This is a genomic window from Pseudarthrobacter enclensis (genome assembly GCF_030811655.1).
Taxonomy (GTDB): Bacteria; Actinomycetota; Actinomycetes; order Actinomycetales; family Micrococcaceae; genus Arthrobacter; species Arthrobacter enclensis_A.
This window is the reverse complement of the sequence record NZ_JAUSRE010000015.1, coordinates 29583-51270: the sequence shown is the minus strand read 5'-3', so window position 1 is coordinate 51270 and position 21688 is coordinate 29583. Positions and strand designations below refer to the sequence as shown.

Below are 21688 nucleotides of genomic sequence, written 5' to 3'. Positions count from 1 at the left end.
CGTCCGTTGGTCGGACAGCGCGTTCCACAAGTCTCCGGGAACGCAAAAGGCCCCGGTCCGAGGACCGGGGCCAAACGCGGAGACGGGGGGATTTGAACCCCCGGTCGAGTTTAACCCCGACCCTTCATTAGCAGTGAAGTCCATTCGGCCGCTCTGGCACGTCTCCAATTGCTATTCCTAGCCCACCAAGGATACGCAGATCCGGCCACGCAGTGCAAAACCGTCCCCGCCAAGGGCTTCAGGCCCAACGACATAGAGCCGCGGAGGGGTTTCCAAAGGGTTCAGCCCGCAAGTGCCTTCCACAGGAAGTGCTGGCTCCGGGCCTGCAGCGCGGCCGCCTGCCGGTTGTCGGAGGCGCCGGCGTGCCCGCCCTCCAGGGCCTCGTGGAACCAGACATTGGGAATCCCCATGGCCAGCATCCGGGCTGCCATCTTGCGGGCCTGGACGGGTCCCACCCGGTCGTCCGAGGTTGCGGTCCAGATAAACGTTTCGGGATACTCCACGGCGTCCTTGAGCAGATGGTAGGGCGAGAACGTCCGGATGTAATCCCACTGTTCGGGAACATCCGGGTCCCCGTATTCGGCAATCCAGGAATGCCCGGCAGAGAGCCTGGTGTAGCGGCGCATGTCCAGCAGGGGCACCCCACAGGAGACTGCCCTGAACAGTTCCGGATACCGGGTGAGCATGTTCCCCACCAGGAGGCCGCCGTTGGAGCCGCCCACGCAGCCCAGCCGCCGCGGCGAGGTAACGCCGCGTGAGATCAGGTCGCGGGCCACGGCTGCAAAGTCCTCGTAGGCACGGTGCCGGTTTTCCTTCAGTGCCGCCCGGTGCCAGGCCGGTCCGTATTCGCCGCCGCCGCGGATGTTGGCCACCACGTATACGCCGCCCCGGGAGTGCGGAGCCTTGCCGTCGCTTCCGTCGGAGAGCGTGGTCCGCCGCTCCAGCCATGCCCGGCCCACCGTGCCGCTGTAGGCCGGGGTCCGGGACACTTCGAACCCGCCGTAGCCGGAGAGCTGGGTGGGGTTTTGCCCGTCCAGCGGCAGGCTGCGCGGAGCTATTTGGAAGTACGGGACCCGGGTGCCGTCGTCGGACACGGCGAAGTGCTGCTCCACCTCGTAGTCGCCGTCGTCAAAGAACGACGGCGAGGCCTTGACTGCCGCGTGCCGGCTCACCACGCCGGACGTCCCGGCACCCTCCGGCTTGGCGCGTTCCAGCGTGCCGCGCATCAGGGTGGTGGGGGTGGTGAAGCCGGTCGCGATGAGCCAGAAGTCGTCCCCGGCGCCGCCATCGGCAGGTTCTTCGTCCTCGTCGTCCACCGCGTACGCGTTCACGTCATGCAGCGGCGGGCAGGCATCCAGGACCGTTGCCGCCCAGCCGCCGTCACCGTTGCCGGTGGGACGGGACGGGTCCAGCACCCGGATTTCGGATGACACGTCCTTGAGCAGGTTGAGCAGCAGGAAGTTCCGCGTCCAGCTCCAGGACTGCAGGGAGGTGCGGGCGTCAGGAGTGAACAGGACGGTTGGCTGCCGGCCCCCGGCCAGATAGCCCTCAAAATTGGCTGCCAGCAGGGAGCCGGACGGGTAGGTGGTGCCGTCCAGCACCCAGTCCTGCTGCGGGCGGAAGAGCAGCCATTCCCGGTGGGCGCTGACGTTGACGTCCGTGGGTACGTCGATCCGGACCCAGTCGCCGTCCCGCAGCACGAAGTTGGTGCGGTTGAAGAAGTCGATGTAGTCCACGGCGAAGGTACGCTCAAAGCCGGGTGTGGCGTCGTGCGCGGCCACGGCCATCATGTGGTCTTCGGGCACCTCGAAGAGCCTTGGGGCCGAGTCCAGGGCCTGGCCGCGCGTGAGGGTCACCGCGGTGCGCGCATAGGAGGAGGCCGTTTTCGGCAGGCCGTCCGCTGTGGAAGCCACCAGGAGCGTGTCCGCATCCAGCCAGGACACGTTGCCCTTCGCCGTCGGCAGGTCGAACCCGCCCTGGGCGGGATCGACAAAGCCGCGTGCCTCGACGTCGAACTCCCGGTAGCGGTTGGCGTCGCCGCCGTCGGGGGAAAGCGCGAGCAGCGCCAGCCGGTAGGGCTCGCCGGCTGCCGGGCGCAGGAACGTTGCACCGTGGAACACCCATTCTTCGCCTTCGGTGCGGGACAGCCGGTCCACATCCAGCAGGACGTCCCATTCCGGGGAATCGGTGCAGTAGCTCTCCCAGGTGGTTCGCCGCCACAGGCCTTTAGGGTTCTGCTGGTCGCGCCAGAAGTTGTAGTACCAGTCCCCACGCTTGCCCACCATGGCGATCCGGTCCGTGGAGTCAAGGACTTCCAGGATGCTGGCCTCCAGCCCGGCGTAGTCTGCGTCTTCCAAAAGGTCCTCGGTACGGGAGTTCTGCTCCCTCACCCAGGCCAGCTGTTCCTCGCCGTAAATGTCCTCCAGCCACACATTTTCGTCGACGGGTTCCGGCGCCTTGTCCAGTAAGGCCGTCTCCAGGGAGGCGGTGCCGGAGGTGTGCCGGCCGGAACCGGGAACGGACTCTTGATCAGCTGCTGTGGTGGTCATGCGCCCCATCCAAACAACTGGGCCACATGCTGGCAAGTCAAGCGTTCCGGAGCGCAACCCTGTTTCAGCCCGTACGCTGGATGCCGTGGAAAAATCGCAGAGCATCCGGGCTGTCATCATCGGCGGCGGCCCCCGCGGCACCAGCGTGCTGGAGCGGCTGCTCGCCCACGCTGCTGCCGCGGGACGCTCCGTACGGCTCCACATCGACGTCGTGGACCCCTTTCCTGCAGGTCCCGGACACGTATGGCAGCCGGACCAGTCCCGGTTGTTCCTCATGAACACCCAGTCCTTCTATCCCACGCTGATTCCCCAGGACCCGTCACTTCCCGCGCCGGTTGCCGGCACCACCTTCGACCAGTGGCGCCTGAAGCAGCGTCGGGACCCGCTGCCCGCGCTCAGCGCCGGGGAACTGGCGGAACTGGCGGTCCTGGAGGCCACTGACTTCCCCAGCCGCGCCCTCTACGGACGCTACCTGCGCAGCACCCTTGACGAACTGCTGGGCAAGGCGCCCGGCGGTATCACGGTCGACTTCCACGAAACGTCGGCGCTGTCCGTGCGCCCTGCGGGGGACGGAAGGTTCGACGTCGGCCTTGCCACCGGAGCAGCCATCCACGCCAACTCCGTGGTGCTGGCTCTGGGACACATTCCGTCCAGGCTCAACCCCGAGCAGCGCGGACTCCAGGCCTCAGCCGCCCAGCTGGGGCTGCAGTACCTTCCCCCTGCCGTGCCAGCGGACGTCGACTGGTCCCGCATCCCGGCCGGCGAACCGGTCCTGGTCCGCGGGATGGGACTCAACTTCTTCGACACCATGGGACAGCTCACCGAAGGCCGCGGGGGTAAATTCGTGTCCAACGGCAGCCGGCTCGACTACGAACCGTCCGGCCAGGAACCGCTGATCATCGCCGCATCCCGGCGCGGAACGCCTTACCGGGCAAAGGCGGCACTCAACGGCTACTACGCCTCGTCCATCACCCTGCGCTACCTCACCGAGGGAGCCATCGAGCGGCTGGCCAAAACAGGAATCCGTCCGTCCTTCGACCATGATCTCTGGCCGCTGCTGCACCGGGACGCCCTGTGGGCCTACTACTCCACACTGGTGCGCTCGCAGCCCGGCGCCGTGCCCGACGCTGCGGCATTCCTTGCAGCGCTGGAGGAGGCCCTCCAGCCGCACGCGCACAGCGCCGTTAATTGGGAAGACAGCGTGGAAAGCGTGCTGGCCGTCCACGTTGGCCCCCGCCACCGGCTTGACCTGCCGGGACTGGCGGCTCCACTGGCGGGCCGATCCTTCGCCTCCCGCCGCGAGCACGACGCCGCCGTGGTGGAGTTCCTGCTTGACGATGCACGCCGCTCCGCGCTGGGTGAGGACGATCCCGTCAAGATGGCCATTGGGGCGCTGCATCACGGACGTGCGGTCCTTAAAACAGCAGTGGCCGACGGCGGCATCACCGATGAGTCATGGGTCGCCGGGCTGCGTGGCTGGTTTGAGTCCTTTGTGGAGGGCCTGGCCAGCGGGCCGCCGGCGCTGCGTGCCGAACAGCTCGCCGCGCTGGCCAGGGCCGGGGTGGTGAGTTTCGTGGGGCCGGACCCGAAGTTTGGGGTGGACCGTAAAGCGGGGGTATTTACCGCTGCTTCGCCGTGGGTTTCCGGTCCGCCCGCCATGGCGCGGACCATGGTGGAGGCCCTGGCTCCCGGGAACCGGGTCTCGGCCAACGATTCGCCCGTGCTGGCGCAGTTGCTGTCTGAGGGTTTGGTGCGGCCCAGGCTCATGATGACCCCCGAAGGCGCCCCCATCGAGTCCACCGGCCTGGATGTGGAGCCGCACCCGTACCGTCCGGTGGCCGCCAACGGCTCCGTGACCGAAGGTCTCTTCGTGCTGGGGCTGCAGTTGTCTTCCGCCCAGTGGGGAACTGCGATCGCTGCTGAGGCGGTCCAGGACGGCAGCCCCGCTTACCGCAGCGGCCAGCGCACCTTGCGCGATGCCGACGAGATCGCCGCCGCCATCCTCAGCAGGTTCTAACAAAAGGGCTCCACGGGCAGTGCAGGCGGGCGCGGAAGCCGCTATACCTGTTGGCCACTGGCGGCCCTGGGTGCTCGAAGCAAAAAACCCCTGGCGGCCGATGCCGGCTGCCAGGGGTTCCCTTGCGGAAGGTAAGAGATTCGAACTCTTGGTACGGGGTTACCGCACACTGGTTTTCAAGACCAGCTCCTTCGGCCGCTCGGACAACCTTCCTCAGCTAGTAGTGTTTCATAGGCACTTGCCTGCAACAAAACAGGACCAGGGACGGTGCCCGGTGCACACTGGTTGCAGCCAGGATTTGAATCAGGAACGGGAGAAGTCCATGAAAGCCGTCTACATATCGGAACCGGGCGGCCCGGAAGTGCTGGAGGTCCGGGAGGTGGATGCCCCGGTGCCCGGCCAGGGCGAAGTGCTGATCGATGTGGTGGCGGCCGGCCTGAACCGGGCCGATGTCCAGCAGCGCCGCGGCTTCTATCCGCCGCCGCCCGGCGCATCGGAGGTCCCCGGGCTGGAAGTGTCGGGCCGGATAGCGGGCTTCGGCCCGGGCGTCAGCAAGCCTTTCTCCCTGGGGGACAAGGTAGTCGCCCTGCTGGCCGGCGGGGGGTATGCCACGCAGGTGGCGGTTCCTGCCGAGCAGGTACTGAGGGTGCCTGAAGGAGTGGACCTTGTCACCGCGGCGTCCCTCCCCGAGGTTGCCGCCACCGTGTACTCGAACCTGATCATGACGGCGCAGCTTCAGCCGGGCGAGACGGTCCTGGTCCATGGGGCCACCGGAGGCATTGGCACCATGGCCATCCAGCTTGCCAAGGCGTTCGGCGCCAAGGTGGCAACGACTGCCGGTACGGAAGAGAAGGTCAGCACCGCCAAGGCCTTCCTCGGCGCGGACATCGCCATCAATTACAAGGAGGAGGACTTCCCGGAGAGCCTCCGGCGGCAGAACGGCGGGAAGGGGGCGGACGTGATCCTGGACGTGGTCGGTGCCAAGTATCTTGCCCAGAACATCGATGCCCTGGCTGATTACGGACGCCTCGTGGTGATTGGACTGCAGGGCGGCGCCAAGGGGGAGCTGGACCTGGGGCTGCTGCTGAAGAAACGCGCTGCCGTGGTGGCCACTGCCCTGCGGCCCCGGCCCGTGGCGGAAAAGGGTGCCATCATGACCGCTGTCCGGGACGCGGTCTGGCCGCTGGTCGCCGATGGCAGGATCCGGCCGCTGGTGGCCAAGACCTTCCCGCTGGACCACGTGGCGGCAGCCCACCGCTACTTCGACTCCGGCGACCACGTGGGTAAGGTCCTCCTGGTCATGTAAGCAGCCTGGGGTGCATACCCGGTATTGCCTTCACTGGTCTTGCGCGCTAGGCTCGATATACGCGGTATGCACGGGTCTTGGGGGCCTGTGCATGCCGGTCGTGACTAGCCCGGGGGAGCAACATGTCCATTCGCCACAGCCTCCTTGCCCTGCTGCAGGACCAGCCGCGTTACGGCTACCAGTTGCGGGTCGAGTTCGAGAACCGTACGGGAGCCACCTGGCCCCTGAATATCGGGCAGGTGTACACCACGCTGGACCGCCTTGAGCGCGATGCCTTGGTGGCCAAGGAAGGCGATGACGGTGAAGGCCACGTGGTGTACAGCCTTACCTCCGCCGGCAAGGCCGAGGTAAGGAACTGGTTCGCCGCCCCGGTGCAGCGGAACAACCCGCCACGCAACGAACTCGCCATCAAGCTCGCGCTCGCCGTCACCCTGCCTGGAGTGGACGTGCCGGCCATCATCCAGGCCCAGCGCGTGGAATCCATCCGCGTACTGCAGGACTACACCAAGGCCCGCCGTGACACGGCAGCGAACCAAAGGGCCGCGGATACGGCGTGGTTGCTGGTGCTCGACTCGCTGATCTTCCAGACAGAGGCGGAAGTCCGCTGGCTGGACCTTTGCGAAGCCAGAATGGTCCAGCAGGCGCAGGCCGACGCCGCCGGCGCAGCCCGGAAGTCGTCCAACGGGGCAACGGAAGACGCCCCGTTCAACGCGGACGGCCGCCGGTGAGCGTGCAAGGGCCGCAACAGGTCCCAAAACCCGCCAAAGTGGGCAGGACATATGGGGAAGGCCCGACGGCGGTGGCTGCCCTCCGCGACGGGCGGTGCTGGGCCGTGATCCCTCCGGGGAGGCGTTGGGTAGGCTGGATGCCGACGGGATAGTGGTGACCACCCCCTGTTCCTCAGCGCAGCAGGCATCACCACCGGCCTGTCCCTGGCCGACGCCCGTGCCGGCCATGCAACGCCTGCCGCTGTCCAGACGGGACCGGCTAGCGGGAAGGCTCCGCCCGTCGTTCGTCGCCGGGTCGCTGCCGCTCACCGCACGGCCCGGCGCTGCGCCGCCGTCGGCCCTCTAAGGCGGAACCCGCGTTGGTAGGGTGCCCAGTAGCAAAAGTGGGATAACTCTCAAGGAGGAGACATGGCCGGAGTGCCTGACCAACGGAACAACGGATCCCGGGCGGAGGACGGGCTGGCTACGGATCCGAATCTTCCGCCACCCGCCGTGGACGAGGCCAGGCTCGAGGCCGAAGACCGGAAATGGACCCCGGCAAAGATCGCACTCTGGGCCGCCATCGCCTTGCTGGGCGGCGTCGCCTGGTTCATGCTGGCCATTGTCCGCGGTGAAACCGTCAACGCCATCTGGTTTGTCTTCGCTTCAGTATGCACTTACCTGATCGGCTACCGCTTCTACTCCAAGGTGATCGAGCGCTACATCACCAAGCCGGACGACCGCCGCGCTACCCCGGCCGAGTACAAGGCCGACGGCAAGGACTACGTCCGCACCGACCGCAACGTACTATTCGGCCACCACTTCGCCGCAATCGCCGGGGCCGGGCCGCTGGTGGGCCCGGTCATCGCCGCACAGATGGGCTACCTCCCCGGCACCATCTGGATCATTGTCGGCGTAGTCCTCGCCGGCGCCGTCCAGGACTACCTGGTCATGTTCTTCTCCATGCGCCGCGGCGGCCGCTCGCTCGGCCAGATGGCCCGCGAGGAACTCGGCGTCATCGGCGGCACGGCCGCCCTCATCGCCACCCTGCTCATCATGGTGATCATCGTGGCCATCCTGGCGCTCGTCGTCGTCAATGCCCTGGGCGAAAGCCCCTGGGGTGTGTTCTCCGTGGGCATGACCATACCCATTGCCCTGTTCATGGGCGTTTACCTCCGCTACCTGCGCCCCGGCAAGGTCATGGAAGTCTCCGTCATCGGCTTCGTCCTGCTGATGGCCGCCATCATCGGCGGTGGCGCGGTGGCCGGCACTGAATGGGGAGCCGCGTTCTTCCACCTTGACAAGGTGACCATCGCCTGGGGCCTGCTCATCTACGGCTTCGTCGCGGCGATCCTGCCCGTGTGGCTCCTCCTGGCCCCGCGTGACTACCTCTCCACCTTCATGAAGATCGGCGTGATCGTGATGCTCGCGCTGGCCATCATCGTGGTCCGGCCCGAAGTCAGCGTCCCGGCCTTCAGTGAGTTCGCCTCCCGTGAGAACGGACCGGTGCTGTCCGGTGCGCTGTTCCCCTTCCTCTTCGTCACCATCGCCTGCGGTGCCCTGTCCGGTTTCCACGCCCTGATCTCGTCCGGAACCACCCCCAAGCTGGTGGAGAAGGAACGTCAGACCCGGTACATCGGCTACGGCGGCATGCTGATGGAGTCCTTCGTGGCCATCATGGCCCTGGTGGCCGCGATCTCGATTGACCGCGGCCTGTACTTCGCCATGAACGCCCCCGCAGCGCTCACCGGCGGAACCGCGGAGGCGGCAGCCACGTGGGTCAACAGCCTGGGCCTCAGCGGCGTGAACATCACCCCCGGCCTGCTCCGCGAAACGGCCGCGAACGTGGGGGAGCAGAGCATTGTGTCCCGGACAGGCGGTGCACCCACCCTGGCCGTGGGCCTGGCGCACATCATGCACCAGTTCGTGGGCGGGACGGCCATGATGGGCTTCTGGTACCACTTCGCCATCATGTTCGAGGCGCTCTTCATCCTCACGGCAGTGGACGCCGGAACACGCGTTGCCCGGTTCATGCTGCAGGACTCGATCGGCAACTTCGTCCCCAAGTTCAAGGAGGCCTCCTGGCGTCCCGGTGCCTGGCTCTGCACCGCCATCATGGTGGCCGCTTGGGGCGCCGTGCTGCTCATGGGCGTCACCGATCCGCTGGGCGGAATCAACACCCTGTTCCCGCTGTTCGGCATCGCCAACCAGCTGCTCGCCGCCATCGCGCTGGCTGTGGTCCTGGCCATCGTCGCCAAACGAGGAACCTTCAAGTACCTGTGGATTGTCGCCCTGCCGCTGGCCTTCGCCGCCGTGGTGACCATCACCGCGAGCTACCAGAAGATCTTCTCGCCCGTCCCGGCCGTGGGGTACTTCGCCAACAACGCAGCCTTCAGCAAGGCCCTGGCGGACGGCAAGACCGAGTTCGGAACCGCCAAGACCGTGGCGGCCATGGAGGCAGTGGTCCGCAACACCGCCATCCAGGGCTGGCTGTCCGTGATCTTCGTGGTGCTGAGCATCATCGTGATTGTGACGGCCGTGCTCGCCACCCTAAAAGCGTTCCGGGACAGGGCGGCAGGGACAGCCACCACGGACAACGAGGACCCATTTGTTCCGTCACGGGTGTTTGCCCCGGCCGGGCTGGTGCCCACCACTGCTGAGCGCGAGCTGGCCGCCGAATGGGAGAAAGTTCCGGCGGACGCCCGCCTTGAGCGGGCAGGGCACTGATGAGCAGCGGCATCGCCCTGGTGGCCAACGGGTTCCGCGGCTTCGCCCGGTACCTTGGCGGCGTCATGGGCGCGGACGCGTACGCCAAGTACCTGGAACACCACAGTGCGGCGGGGCACCAGGAGGCGCCGCTCAGCGAGCGGGAGTTCTGGCGGGACCGCACGGACCGCCAGGACAGCAACCCGCAGGGCAGGTGCTGCTGATTGAGCCCGCAGCGGACAGGGCGTCCGGAGGGCGTTCATGGAGTGGCCCGGGGCCCGATGGCGCATGAGAGTATGAACGCATGAGCGATCCCAATGACACTCAGGCAGCTGAGGACCTCCCGGTAGAAGGCACCCCCGTTGACGACGACCCGTCGCCGCTCCAGGCATCGCGGGGAACGGACGGAAGGCCGCAGCGCAGCAGCTTGCACGACCTTGTTGACGAACCGGCCAAGGTGATGCGGATCGGCACCATGATCAGGCAGTTGCTGGAAGAGGTAAAGTCCGCACCCCTGGACGAGGCCGCGAGGGGGCGGCTGGCAGCCATCCACAAGCGTTCCATCAAGGAGCTGGAGGACGGCCTTGCCCCCGAGCTGGTGGCTGAACTGGACAGGATCAACCTGCCGTTCTCCGACAATGCCACCCCCTCGGATGCTGAACTCCGCATCGCCCAGGCCCAGCTGGTGGGCTGGCTGGAAGGCCTGTTCCATGGCATCCAGACGGCCATCGCGGCGCAGAACGCCGCCCGGGAACACGCTGCGGCACAGCTGCAGCTTCGCCAACTGCCGCCGGGCACCATGATTGCGCCCGGCGTCGTCATCGGTGAAAACGGTGAGCCGCAGCGTGCGCCGGCCGGGGCACGGCCGCCCGCGCAGGGCGCGCCCAACCAGCGCGACGAGTCGGACCACGGTCCGGGGCAGTACCTGTAGGTTCCGCTTGGGCTTTTTCAGTGCTGCCAGGCAGGGGCGCAGGGACGACGCGGAACTGGGCAAGGGGCTGTGGCGCCGCGCCCATGACCGCTTCCACCGGGGACTTGACCGCTTCCACCAGGTGCTTGAGGGCGTGGAGGATGACCAGCTGTACGCCGAGCTGGTGGAGATCGCCAATGAACTCGCTGCCCTGCTGCAGCGGGTCAGAGCGGTGTGCATGGAGGCCCAGCGGCGCGCGCCCAGTGACGGCCTGGACATTCCGGCATCCCTCGCGGACGTGCATAGGTCCCTGTCCAAGGCGGGCAATTCACTTGCCACGACGGCCGAAGCAGCAGCCATGCTTCGGCTGGCCGTTGGTCCCGTACCCGTAGGGGCGGCGTCGGTCCGGCGCCGTGCGGAGGCCGTCTTCCAGCAGGTGGACGACGCCGAGCGGCAGCTGCGCGGGGGCAAGTTGCCTTAGCCGCAGCGGATTATTCCCAATTCGGAAGCATACTTTCCGGTTAAGCGTCTGGCTGACAGCGCCGAAAATGGCAGCGCCGGGTCCGGCGGCTTTGGCAGGATGAAGTCATGACTCTTTCACCTACCTTGACTTTCAACGACGGAAACACGATTCCCCAGCTCGGCTACGGTGTGTGGCAGGTTGAGGACGACGTGGCTGAAAAGGTTGTCCGCCAGGCATTCGAAGCCGGCTTCCGCCACATCGACACGGCAAAGATCTATGGCAACGAGGCCGGCGTGGGCCGCGCCATCGCCGGCTCGGGCCTGTCGCCGGAGCAGATCTTCATCACCACCAAGCTGTGGAACGCGGACCAGGGATACGAGTCGACCCTCGCCGCCTTCGAGGAATCCATGGACCGGCTGGGCCTGGAAACGCTGGACCTCTACCTGATCCACTGGATGCAGCCCAAGCAGGACAAGTACGTTGACACCTGGAAGGCGCTGATCGAGCTCCAGAAGCGCGGCCGCGTCAAGTCAATTGGCGTCTCCAACTTCACCGTCGAGGGCCTGCAGCGCATCATCGACGAAACGGGCGTAGTGCCGGCCATCCACCAGATCGAGCTGCACCCCTACTTCAACCAGGGCGAACTGCGTGAGTTCGCAGCGTCGAAGGGCATCCTGACCCAGGCCTGGTCCCCGCTGGGGCAGGGCGGCGAGCTGCTGAAGGACCCCACCATCGCGTCCATCGCTGAGAAGCACCAGGCCACCCCGGCCCAGGTAGTCATCGCCTGGCACCTGGCGATTGGCAACGTGGTCATTCCCAAGTCCGTGACCGAGTCACGCATCAAGGAGAACTTCGCAGCCCTCGAGGTGTCCTTGGACGCCGAGGATGTCGAAGCCATCAACAACCTGGACCGGACCGCCGGCGGCGAAGGCCGCATCGGTGCCGATCCTGCGGTCTCCGACTTCGCCTAGACCGCGATGGCGGCACCGGCCCGACCGGCCGGCAACCGCCGCCGAACCAACGTCAGCCCGTGCTGCCGGCCATCGCCGGGCAGCACGGGCTGACGCCGTTAAGGGTCCTGGACCCGCGGAGGGCGTTCCGGGGAGAACTCAGGCAGCCGCCTGGATGTGCTCCACGGTAATGGCGTCCACCACGGCCCAGCTGTCTTCGCCGTGGCAGTGGCGGCAGGCGAAGCGTTCCGCCTCTTCCAGCGTCTCAAAGACTTCGGCCCGGGCCCGGCCGCAATCGGCGTCAAAGTACGTTACGTGAAATTCCTGTACTGCCTGGTTTTCCATGAATCCAGTCTGCAACCGGGGTCTGACATTCTGTGGAACCAGGGCCGCGTGTTGTCACGACGGGAGCAATCAAAGCCTGGATCACCGGCCCTCTTCAAGCACTGGGCCGGAACTTGCCGTTCCCCGTACCTTCAGTGTGAGCGCAGCCAATGCGAGCATCCCAAGCCCCGTCCACACGAGTGTTCCGCTCCAGATTTCAGGCGGGAAGCTGAGCGCGCCGTCATGGATAGCCACCCCTGCGAAATAGGGCCCCCAGAACACGATGGGGCACACGCCTGCCGCGGCCATGATCCTTCCCGGGCGGTCGGGAACCGGACGTACCAGCGCCCACACCAGGCCCACCAGGAGGGCACCGGCGAGGGCTGCCGGGATAAGCCAGGCGTCCCGCAGCGCCACCATGGTCTGCAGGGCCGCGGAGGGGAGCAGCACCATGGCCGCAGGAACCGCGGCGTGCAGGCGCCACCGCAAGGACATCAGCAGGACAGGAACGAAGAGCGCCACCGTGGAGACGAGGAAGGTTGCCAGCGAGATCATGATGCTTGACGACGTCGGGCCCGTCACCGTGGGCGGGGCCCCGCCTGCGGTGACGTACGTCTGGACGAGCCCGTGGCGGGCGAAGACGGCGAACTCCTGCAGGATGAACGCTGCAACCATTCCTGCGAGCATGGCGCTCACCGCGGCGGGGATGAGTTGCTGCCATGACCGCCTGGGAGCATTCCAGGCTGCGGAGAACGGAGCGCCGAGAATGAGGAAGCCGCCGGTCGCGAGCCCCAGATGGGACGGGCTGAAGAGGGCACTGATGTTTTGTTCAATACCGAATGCCGAATGCCAGGCGAAGTCGCCCAGTCCGGATGCCAGGAAGAGGACCACGCCGGCAACCGCGGCCCCGTATCCGGCAGGAATTGCTTCCGTCCATGGGGTGCCCGGGGCGTGCCGGCGCCAGGTGAGGGCCGCGATCCACACGGCACAGGCTGCAAAGCCCGAATAGAGGATCGCGTGCCACGGGGTGAAGAAGGTCTCGAGCCCGCGGAGGTTGTTGTGGGCCCAGCCGTCGACATAGGTCCCGGCCAGGAGCCAGACACCGGCCGCGAGGGTGACGACGTCTTCAGCGGCCGTTGTGGGGCGGTGGACCGAAACAGGTGGTACTGCGAAAGCACGGGTTGCTGCGGCATCCATAGGTCAACAGTAAGTCCGGGCGCCGTCCAGGGCGAGAGGGATTCCGGACCGGAGCCATGGGACTCTAGTGGTTGTCCAGGCGCAGCACCCTCTCCTGCGCAAGCATGGCTGTGCGGCTGGCTTTTTCTGCCGCCCGCTTCGCCTGTTTCGCTTCGGCGGAAGTGCCCGCAACCTGCTTGCGGGCGCGCTCCAGGCTTTCTTCCGCGGACTTGAGCCGGGCGCGCAGCTCCGCTGTCTCCTGCTGCAGTTCCACAATCCTGCTGCGGGTTTGCTCTTCCTGCTCCTGCAGTTCAGCGGCCAGCCGGGACGCCTCCCCTTCTGCGGCCTGCGCCTCCGCCAGGGCCGCCCTGGCGCGTTCGAGCGCCGGCGGTGAGGCCGCTCGCGGAGTCTGCCGGACGGCCTCAAGCCGGGGCTTGTCTGGTTTCGGTTCCGATCCAAGGGCCGCCGTCGTCCGCGTTTTTGCTGACGGCTCCCTTGCCGACTGCCCCCTGGACGTAGTTGTCTTTGGCGCTGTTGTCTCCGGCGCCCGGCGGGCAGCGCCCGCGTCTTCCGTGGACCGCGCCGGAAGCAGCCCGGGGAGGGCTACCGCCCCTTCAAGGTCGACGTCATTGACGCCGTCCGCAGAGAGGACTTTCAACAGGCGCCCGCTGCCGACGGCGCTGGCCGCGCCTTGGTCTGCCGTCAGGGCCCGGAGGGTTTCCTCGACATCGGAAGCCATCGTGTCGCTGATGGACCGGCCCTGTTCCCGGGCGACGGACCGGGCGGTGTCCACGGCGTCGGCGAGCATGGTGCGGCGTTCACGGCCCAGCTCGCGCAGGGCGGGAGCATCAAGCGAGTCCTGGGCTGACCGCATCCGCTCCCCAAGTTCGCCCAGCTCCGCCAGAACGTCCGGCCGGTGCCGTGCAAGCATGTTCACTGCCCACGCAGCGACGGACGGCTTTGGCAGGCCGCGGACCGCCGCCGCCAAATCCTCATCCCGGTGCGCCACCTCCTTGGCCGCGGCGGCACGGGCGGACACGAAGTTGTCCAGCGCCCCGGCATACAGGCGGTCCGCAATGTCCGCCAGGGCTTCGTCTTCCATGCCGCCATCTTAGGTGCCTGCCGGCGGGCTCCCGCAGGCATCGGCGCCTGCAGCCCGGTGAACGTCCCGGTGACGCAGCGCCCCGGGGACCCTGTTACTCACCGGCTGGGAGGGGTATGTTGCTCGAATGGACGATTCATACCAGGTCATTGTGGTTGGCGGCGGTTTCGCAGGAAAGGCGGCGGCTGAGGAGTTGGGCCGCAAGGGCGTCCGGGTGCTGCTGCTCGACGCGAACAACTACCAGCAGTTCCAGCCGCTCCTTTACCAAGTGGCTGCATCCCAGATTGGTGTTTCCGCAGTCACCCGGCCACTCCGGTCGGAGTTCCGCAGGATCAATAACGTCCGCGTCCTGACTGCGGAAGTGACCGCGATTGACGCGGCCAACCGGACGGTCACCACCGCGGACGGGTCCAGTTACCGCGCGCGGATCCTGGTCATCGCCACGGGGGCGGTGCCGAACTTCTTCAACACCCCCGGCGCTGATGAGCACGCCTATCCTTTGTACTCGGTGGCCGACGCAACGCGGCTCAGCGCTGCCATTACCGCAGCCCTGGACGAGGCCGACCGCGAGCCGTCCGCTGAAGCTGACGTGATCGTGGTGGGAGGAGGCCCCACCGGCGTGGAGACTGCCGGGGCGCTCGCGGAGAACGTCAAGTACCTCGTGCCAAAGTACTTCTCACCGGGGCTGGCAGCCCGATGCCATGTCCACCTGGTGGACATGGTTCCCAATGTGCTGGCTGCCTTTTCGGAGAAGTCGCAGGCCTACGCACGGGACCGGCTGACAAAACTTGGAGTCCAGCTGCATATGGGCCAGCCAGTGGGTGAAGTGCGCACCGACGGAGTGACCCTTAAGGACGGGACCCTCATCCCCGCACGGATCGTTGTGTGGGCGGGCGGGCTGCAGGCCGGACGGATCATCACTGAGTCGGGCCTGAAGCAGGGCAGGGGCGGCCGGGTGGACGTGCAGCCTGACCTGACCGCACCTGACCTCGAGGGCGTGTACGTTCTGGGCGACTCCGCCAACATCACCGATGCGGACGGCAACAAACTTCCCCAGCTGGGGTCGGTGGCCCAGCAGTCGGGAAAGTGGGCTGCACGTAACATCTATGCGGACCTGACCGGCGGCAGGCGGGAGCCCTTCCGGTACTGGGACAAAGGGTACATGGCCATGGTGGGGCGCGGAGCAGCGGTGGCGGAATTGGGCCGCCGGCGCCTGCAGCTGCAGGGTCCGCTGGCATTCGTATCGTGGCTGGCGGTCCACCTTGCCCTGCTCCCGGGCTTCCAGCAGAAAGTCCGGGCACTGTTCTCCTGGGCAAACGGCTACGTCACCCATAGCCCGTCGCAGGTAGTGGTGGGCAGGCCCTACTAGTTCCTGCCATGACGCTCGGGCGGCCCGGGCCACGGAGGCCGTGCCGCCGTCGTCATATCTTTTCGAAACTCACCAGCCGGGCCGCCGCCGTCCATCCCGACGCCTCGTAGGACGCAGCGGCCTCTTGTCCGACCACCATGTGCAGGTACTCTGCGCCGTGGATGAAGGCCTCTTCGGCCATGGCCGCGAAGAGTGCCCGTTCCAGCGTCTCCTTTTCCGGCCCCTCGGGCAGCTCCCTGATGGCCACCGCCGCGAAATCGTCCCGGACCTGGATGCGCCCCCGTGCCACGGGGCGGTCAAAGAGGGTGATTTCGACGGCGTCGAACGTCTCCATGGGTGCCAGCGCCACCTGCGCATTCTCAGGCAGTTCCACACCCGCACTCAGCTCCGCGGTCGGGGCCATGAGCAGCACCCGCTCGGACACCGGGGTGAGGCCCCCGGGGGCCGGACCGTCCGCAGCGCCGGATTCGGCGGTAACCAGGGTGAGGCGGATCCCTTCGGCCGCTGCCTTGGCTGCAAGCTCCTCCGTGCCCGGGCCCGGCCAGCCCGTTATGTACTCCCGGCTTTCGGACGACTGCTCCGCGCCGGTCCCGACGGCGAACCCGTGGCTGGCGGCCTCGGCCGGACGTTCCTGGAGGTCGGCCCAGGCAAGAACCCAGCCGGTCGTTGGGATGTCGTGCTGTTCCGGCATGGGGAATTCCTAACGTGTGGCAGCAGCAGGACCGTGAGCTGGCATCCACCGCTGATGGGCAGGGCTTCCCTTTCAACGTATCGGATCAGCCCGTGGCCCGCCACCGGAGCTGCAGGACGTTCTCAGGCCAGATGGGTGAAGGACATTCCTGCCGCCAGCAGCTTGTCTACGGCCTGTTTCACGCCCTCGGCTGTTCCGCCGCTGGGATGGTTGCCGTGGCATATCACCACGTCCCCGGGCCGGGCCTTTCCCACTTCCCTGGCGACGACGGGGGCCGGGTAGGTTGCGCCGCCGTCGCCGTTGACGCTGAAGCCCACTGGCTTCACATCCAACGCCTTCAGGATGTCTACAGCGACGTCATCCATGAACGCCGTGCCTGGCCGGAAGTATCGCGGACGCGTGCCGGTGATGCCTGCCAGCACGCCGTCATTGGGCATGACCTCGTCATAGACTTCCCCGGCATTCCTGGTGCCCGGGATGCCGTAGGCCGTGTTGCCGGTGGTGGACAGCGGCTTATGGGAGGTGCCGTGGTTCGCGATTTCAAAGAGCGGATCGGCTGCCAGTTGCCGGGCCGCGGCGGGGTTGGCGGTGATCCACCGCGAATTCAGGAAGAGCGTTGCGGGAATGTGGCGCTGGCGCAGAGTGTCCAGCAGTGCCTGGTCGAGGCTGCTGCCGCCAGGACCGCCGCAAAAGTCGAAGGTGAGGGCGATTCCCTGGGGCGCGGCTGATAGCCGTGTGAGGACGCCGGGGGCTTCCAGGCCCCAGTAGCGGGCCGGACGCTTGCCAAAGATGTCCACGATCTGCGCCCGCGATGCCGCAGGGGGCGCGGAACGGGCCGGTGCAGGCGAATCGCCGTCGGGGCCCGTATCCAGGACCGGCGAAGAGACAGCAGTGTTGTCATTTTCCCCCGCCCCTCCCTGTGCTTCCGGCCCGTGCTCTGGGTGCGGCTGAAGGTCCGGGACGGCTGACGTTAATGTCAGCACGGCGGCCAGGAGGACTGCCCTGCGGCCGGGTCCTTTGCCGTCCTGGCCAAGGTGCCTGGGTGCGTTGCCCGGTGCAGGCGGTTCTGCGTCTGGGCGCCGAACAGCAGCCTGAAAGCGGGGGGTCATGAGGGGAGGATACCCCGGCTGCCTTGCCGTTTGCTGAACCTTGGCCTGAAGCGGCGGCGTCGTGTGTAACAAAGGCTTTTCGCCACCGTTTGGGGATTCCTTGCCCGACGTGGATGCGGGCCGCCGCAGCGCATCCGGTTCGTTTTGCCGGATGACCTCTTGGACCACAGGGGGAGGGTTCCTCCTGTGCGAGGAACAGGGAGCGCGGTACCGGAGGGGAACCGGCGCAGCGACCGGTTATCTTGACGCTTTCCCAACGACAAAGATCACCGTGGCACGCTGAGCGGAAGGTGCAGGACCACTGGATTTCGTGGATACCGGGACTTTTGCCCCTGTGCGGCTAATTGCCGGCCGGGTTTAGTTGTGCGTTGGAATGGGCAGAGCGCCCGCTCCCGGGGCCGTGGACCCCGGGAGGAAAGCAAAGGAGACAGTGCCAGGCAATGAATCTCAAAGATCGTTGGGGACACCTCGACCCTGCCACCCGGAAGTGGTTCATGGACAACCCGGGCTGCCAGATACTCCCGCGGACAATCACCGCTGTCATCTCGAAAGAGACAGGGGAAAACCTTCCCACCGGCCTCCACGGAGAGGCGCCGATCTCACGAGAGGACCAGGACTTCATCCGTTCAAAGGTCAATGAGCGCAACGGCTGAACACGCGCGACGAGGCCGGTTATTTCATCTGCCCACTGAACCTTTCCCGGGAGCGGGACTGGGATAGCCGGTTAAGACTTCCGGAGACCAGTTCAGGCTGCTCCCTGAGTTTCCCCGGGCCTGGTTTCTTTCCCGGTTAGACGGGCGTGTTCGTCAATGCGCCGATCCCCTCGATTTCGATACGGACGCCATCGCCGCGCCCAGCCGCTTTTGCTCATTCATCCGGCCGGAGAAACGGCAGGGCCGGTCGGTCAGGGGGAGAGCTTGGTTACATTTGCGGTGGAACGGTCTGGCCGGGAGCGCGCCCGGGTACGTTGGAGCTGACGGAGTGGCTGCCCGCGCGGGGCCGGTCATCCGCGAACAGCGAGGAGTTGCAGAAGTATGGCGCGGCGCGCGGCGAGGTTTCCTGGCGAATACTTTGCACTCAGTCCGGCGACGAACGATCATCTTTCGGCGCTCCGGGTCGGGGTCAGCGTCGCGGTGCCTTTGTTAGTTCTGCTGGCCATGGGCCGGCCGGACCTTTCCATCTACGCAGTCTTCGGCGCTTTCACTGGAATGTACGGAAGGGATGAACGCCACCAGCTGCGTTTGTTCCACCAGTTGACGGCCGCGGTCCTGCTCGTCTCAGGGGTCGCGGTCGGTGCCGTGCTTGCAGCAACGCATGCCGGCCCGCTGGGCCTCCTGGCTATCGAGCCGCTGGCCGCCGGGGTCGCGTCCTTGGCGGCAGACCGGGCAAACCTGAAACCCGTCGGCCCGTTCTTTTGCATCTTCGCCCTCGGTGCCTGCGCGTCCGTTCCGCCGATAGCCCCGGTGCTGGACGTTGTCGCGGTGGCAGCAGTAGCTGCTGCGTTCTCGGTTGCGGTCGGTTTCGCCGGCTGGGCGCGTCGACGACCGTCCTGGGAGGCCGGGGTCCGGCGGGTTGTGCCGGTGCTTAGGGGGGCCAGGCTCCGCGTAGCCTTGCTTCACGCCCTCGCCTACGTCCTGGCGGTCGGTGCGGCCGGCGCTGCTGGACAACTCACCGGGAACGGCCATGGGTACTGGGCTATGGCAGCCGCTGCTGTACCCCTTGCCGGCGCAGATTTTGCCGGTCGTATCCGGCGTGGACTCAATCGGATCCTGGGAACGTTCCTGGGCCTGGGCGTAACGGCGCTGATCCTGTACCAACACCCTGCCGCAGTGCTTCTGGTGGTATGCATTGCCGCGTTGCAGTTCCCCTCCGAGCTGTTCATGACTCGGCACTACGGCCTGGCGCTGGTATTCTTTACACCCCTGATTTTGATCATGACGTTCCTGGCGCACCCGATGGATCCGGGCACCCTGATTAGGGACCGCGGACTTGAAACATTGATCGGCGCCATCATCGGCATGGTTGTCGCCGTCCTCCTCCTTGGCCGTGGCAGGCTGCGGTCGAGCTGACCGGAGAGGCAACGGAGGCGGGAATGCCCTGCCGGTCCGTCTGCACCACGCGGGGTTCGTGGCCGGGCGCCTGATCTGCGTCGTGGCAGCCGTCAGTCCTGGGGCTTGTTCTTCGGCGGCGCGGTCCGCCTGAGTTCGGCGATGCGCAGCCGCAGGAACATGATGAGCAGGACCAGGGCGTACGCCGCCAGGACACCCAGCGCGACGGTGAGGATCGCGAAGACGGCGCTCATGAGGCCGAAGACGGGGAGAGGACTGACCGGTGCTGCTGGCGGGCTCGCCTGGATGGAAGAGGCTGTCGTGCAGCCCGACAGCGTTGCCGAAGCCAGCAGGGCTGCGCCGCCCAGTCCCACTGCCCGCCTCCCGTGCCCGATGCGCCCAAAGCCGGTCGAGCGTTTCACTCTTGTTCCCCCAAACAGTTCAACCCGGACCGATTCCCGGGTTGAGGGGATCCTAGCCCAGCCATCTGTCTGTCAGAAGCGGGGCACGGAAAAGGCGCGCCCCGTTCGCTGAGCGCGCCCTTCCCGGTATGCCTGTCAGTCCTTGAAGGCGTCCTTGACCTTTTCGCCAGCCTGCTTCACGTCGCCCTTGGCCTGGTCAGCCTGGCCTTCGGCCTTCAGGCTTTCATCGCCTGTGGCGCTGCCGGCCGCTTCCTTGCCCTTGCCGCCGGCCTTCTCGGCGGCGTTCTCAATCTTGTCGCCCAATCCCATGGTGTTTCCTCCTCTGGTTGGTAGCCGTTCGCATTCGGCTATACCCATACTAAGCATGCTTAGGAATTGGAACGCAAGTCCCTGGGGTGATTTGGTCGCCGGCAGCACAATTCGCTGCTGCTTTTCATATGTCGTCCCAAGTACCCCTGCCGGTGCCCAGGATGGGTGCAGGCAGCGATAATGCCGATCATCGGGAGGGCCTCCCGGGGTGCGACACCCCGGCCGGTCCCAGCTGTGATTGGGTAACCCAGTAGGCTCAAAGGGATATGCCCAGATTCACACTCATGCGCAAAGTATCCGCCAGCAAAATCTGTGCGGCATTGACGACCGCCGCTCTGCTGGCGGTCACTGCCGTGCCGACGGCCAGCGCAGACGATGCGCCGCCCTCCGGCTACCCGTCGTGGGCCGACGTCCAGGCCGCCCGGGCCAATGCCGACGCCAAGAGTGCCGAGATCCAAAAAATCAACGATCTTCTGAACGGACTGGAGCAACAGGCTTCCGCGCTCGGGGCCGCGGCGGTCAAAGCGGGTCAGGCCTACGCCCTGGCGCGCAACGAGCTTGACGCCTCCACCGCGAAGCTGAGCGCCCTCAAGGACAAGACCGACACGGCGCATGCAATCGCAGCAAAGCTGAAGCGGCAAGCAGGAGCCCTCGCGGCCCAGGACTACATGACAGGCGGAAACGACCTGGGACCCCTGACGGTGATGAATACTTTACAGAGCCCGGACGGGCTGCAGAAGCTGGACGTCCTGCAGATCGTTACCCAGCGGACCACCGATCTCTACGCTAGTTCGCGCGCCGCGGAGGCGGTTGCCTCGTCCCTCGATGCGCAGCAGGCAGTGGTGCAGGCTGAGAACCAGCGGCTTGCCGACGATGCCCAATCAAAACTTGTTGCCGCGCAGGACGCGCAACGGGACGCGCAGCAGAAGGTGGCCGAGGAAACGGCGCATAGTGACACCCTCAACGCACAGCTGGCGACATTGAAGGACACCAGCGCCGCCATCGAAGAGAACTACCGTGCCGGGGTAGAGGCCGAGGCCGCCTATGAGGCGCAGCAGGCCGCCCGCCAGCGTGCAGCAGAAGCAGCGGCGGCGGCAGCCGCAGCGGCGGCCGAGGCCGCCAAGGCCGCGGCCCCGACTGCCCCGTCCCCGGTCCACCCCCAGGAAGACGTGCTGCTGCCGAACATTCCCGGCGGGGCGGTCAATGATCCCGCTGGTGCACAGGCTTACGCTTCCAGCCAGTTAGGTGCGCACGGATGGGGCGGGGACCAGATGACCTGCCTGCTCAAGCTGTGGAATCAGGAATCGAGCTGGATGACTAACGCAACAAACCCCTCCAGCGGAGCTTACGGTGTCGCGCAGGCCCTTCCACCGGAGAAGTATTCCTCCACCGGGGCTGATTGGCTGACCAGCTACCGTACCCAGATCAACTGGGGGCTTGGATACATCGCGGCGCGGTACGGCTCCCCCTGCGGAGCCTGGGATCACGAAATGTCCAACAACTGGTACTGAGCTGAGCTTTTCCGTGCCC

Annotated in this window: 20 protein-coding genes and 2 tRNA genes; 12 read left to right on the top strand and 10 right to left on the bottom strand. The window is 66.5% G+C overall.

Annotation, left to right across the window (positions count from 1 at the left end; genetic code table 11):
* Nucleotides 1-77 precede the first annotated feature (77 nt).
* Both J2X98_RS14515 and J2X98_RS14510 read right to left on the bottom strand, forming a co-directional pair.
* Nucleotides 78-166 (bottom strand) — tRNA-Ser (locus J2X98_RS14515).
* Nucleotides 167-281: 115 nt separating this feature from the next.
* Nucleotides 282-2549, bottom strand: coding sequence for a prolyl oligopeptidase family serine peptidase (locus J2X98_RS14510; RefSeq protein WP_307309419.1), 2268 nt, complete (start codon nt 2547-2549; stop codon nt 282-284).
* Between the two features lie 85 nt (nt 2550-2634).
* Here J2X98_RS14510 and J2X98_RS14505 point away from each other — a divergent pair, with 85 nt between their 5' ends.
* Entirely contained in the window at nt 2635-4566 is a 1932-nt protein-coding gene (locus J2X98_RS14505) for an FAD/NAD(P)-binding protein (protein ID WP_307309417.1), read from the top strand.
* A gap of 125 nt (nt 4567-4691) precedes the next feature.
* Here the strand turns inward: J2X98_RS14505 and J2X98_RS14500 are convergent.
* Nucleotides 4692-4779: transfer RNA gene (locus J2X98_RS14500), tRNA-Ser, on the bottom strand.
* Between the two features lie 109 nt (nt 4780-4888).
* On the opposite strand from J2X98_RS14500, the gene J2X98_RS14495 reads away from it, so the two are divergent.
* From J2X98_RS14495 to J2X98_RS14465, 7 genes are all read left to right on the top strand, one after another.
* The gene (locus J2X98_RS14495; protein WP_307309412.1) at nt 4889-5872 is read left to right on the top strand and encodes an NAD(P)H-quinone oxidoreductase; all 984 of its coding nucleotides are present in this window, start codon (nt 4889-4891) and stop codon (nt 5870-5872) included.
* Nucleotides 5873-5994: 122 nt separating this feature from the next.
* Nucleotides 5995-6600, top strand: a complete 606-nt coding sequence (locus J2X98_RS14490) for a PadR family transcriptional regulator (protein ID WP_307309409.1) — start codon at nt 5995-5997, stop codon at nt 6598-6600.
* A gap of 408 nt (nt 6601-7008) precedes the next feature.
* Nucleotides 7009-9306: a carbon starvation CstA family protein gene (locus J2X98_RS14485; RefSeq protein WP_307309406.1), complete on the top strand. Its 2298-nt coding sequence runs from the start codon at nt 7009-7011 to the stop codon at nt 9304-9306.
* Nucleotides 9306-9509, top strand: coding sequence for a YbdD/YjiX family protein (locus tag J2X98_RS14480; protein ID WP_307309404.1), 204 nt, complete (start codon nt 9306-9308; stop codon nt 9507-9509). Before J2X98_RS14485 ends, J2X98_RS14480 begins: the two co-directional genes overlap by 1 nt.
* Nucleotides 9510-9589: 80 nt before the next feature.
* Complete coding sequence (locus J2X98_RS14475; RefSeq protein ID WP_141943708.1) at nt 9590-10216, top strand: bacterial proteasome activator family protein; 627 nt, start codon at nt 9590-9592, stop codon at nt 10214-10216.
* A 7-nt stretch (nt 10217-10223) separates the two neighbouring features.
* Nucleotides 10224-10676, top strand: coding sequence for a hypothetical protein (locus J2X98_RS14470; protein ID WP_141943706.1), 453 nt, complete (start codon nt 10224-10226; stop codon nt 10674-10676).
* 107 nt (nt 10677-10783) lie between these two features.
* Entirely contained in the window at nt 10784-11629 is an 846-nt protein-coding gene (locus J2X98_RS14465) for an aldo/keto reductase (protein ID WP_307309399.1), read from the top strand.
* Between the two features lie 138 nt (nt 11630-11767).
* Here J2X98_RS14465 and J2X98_RS14460 read toward each other — a convergent pair whose 3' ends face one another.
* The 3 genes from J2X98_RS14460 to J2X98_RS14450 all read right to left on the bottom strand — a co-directional run bounded on the left by J2X98_RS14460 (nt 11768) and on the right by J2X98_RS14450 (nt 14210).
* The gene (locus J2X98_RS14460) at nt 11768-11953 is read right to left on the bottom strand and encodes a hypothetical protein (RefSeq protein WP_141943703.1); all 186 of its coding nucleotides are present in this window, start codon (nt 11951-11953) and stop codon (nt 11768-11770) included.
* 81 nt (nt 11954-12034) lie between these two features.
* Nucleotides 12035-13129: a hypothetical protein gene (locus J2X98_RS14455; protein WP_307309397.1), complete on the bottom strand. Its 1095-nt coding sequence runs from the start codon at nt 13127-13129 to the stop codon at nt 12035-12037.
* A 64-nt stretch (nt 13130-13193) separates the two neighbouring features.
* Entirely contained in the window at nt 13194-14210 is a 1017-nt protein-coding gene (locus tag J2X98_RS14450) for a hypothetical protein (protein WP_307309396.1), read from the bottom strand.
* 127 nt (nt 14211-14337) lie between these two features.
* Here J2X98_RS14450 and J2X98_RS14445 point away from each other — a divergent pair, with 127 nt between their 5' ends.
* Complete coding sequence (locus J2X98_RS14445) at nt 14338-15579, top strand: NAD(P)/FAD-dependent oxidoreductase (protein ID WP_307309394.1); 1242 nt, start codon at nt 14338-14340, stop codon at nt 15577-15579.
* A gap of 52 nt (nt 15580-15631) precedes the next feature.
* Here J2X98_RS14445 and J2X98_RS14440 read toward each other — a convergent pair whose 3' ends face one another.
* Together J2X98_RS14440 and J2X98_RS14435 are read right to left on the bottom strand one after the other, a co-directional pair.
* Nucleotides 15632-16270, bottom strand: coding sequence for a hypothetical protein (locus J2X98_RS14440; RefSeq protein WP_307309391.1), 639 nt, complete (start codon nt 16268-16270; stop codon nt 15632-15634).
* Between the two features lie 122 nt (nt 16271-16392).
* On the bottom strand, nt 16393-17379 hold the full coding sequence (locus tag J2X98_RS14435) for a polysaccharide deacetylase family protein (protein ID WP_307309388.1): 987 nt from the start codon (nt 17377-17379) through the stop codon (nt 16393-16395).
* A gap of 440 nt (nt 17380-17819) precedes the next feature.
* Between J2X98_RS14435 and J2X98_RS14430 the strand changes: the two genes are divergently transcribed.
* Nucleotides 17820-18032, top strand: a complete 213-nt coding sequence (locus J2X98_RS14430; protein WP_141943691.1) for a hypothetical protein — start codon at nt 17820-17822, stop codon at nt 18030-18032.
* A gap of 480 nt (nt 18033-18512) precedes the next feature.
* On the top strand, nt 18513-19448 hold the full coding sequence (locus tag J2X98_RS14425) for an FUSC family protein (protein WP_307309385.1): 936 nt from the start codon (nt 18513-18515) through the stop codon (nt 19446-19448).
* A gap of 92 nt (nt 19449-19540) precedes the next feature.
* Here the strand turns inward: J2X98_RS14425 and J2X98_RS14420 are convergent, their stop codons facing one another.
* Complete coding sequence (locus J2X98_RS14420; RefSeq protein WP_141943688.1) at nt 19541-19849, bottom strand: hypothetical protein; 309 nt, start codon at nt 19847-19849, stop codon at nt 19541-19543.
* A gap of 135 nt (nt 19850-19984) precedes the next feature.
* Nucleotides 19985-20158 carry a CsbD family protein gene (locus J2X98_RS14415; RefSeq protein WP_141943686.1) on the bottom strand — a complete coding sequence of 58 codons (174 nt, stop codon included), beginning with the start codon at nt 20156-20158 and terminating at the stop codon, nt 19985-19987.
* Between the two features lie 284 nt (nt 20159-20442).
* Here J2X98_RS14415 and J2X98_RS14410 point away from each other — a divergent pair, with 284 nt between their 5' ends.
* Complete coding sequence (locus J2X98_RS14410) at nt 20443-21669, top strand: transglycosylase (protein ID WP_307309376.1); 1227 nt, start codon at nt 20443-20445, stop codon at nt 21667-21669.
* Nucleotides 21670-21688: the final 19 nt, after the last annotated feature.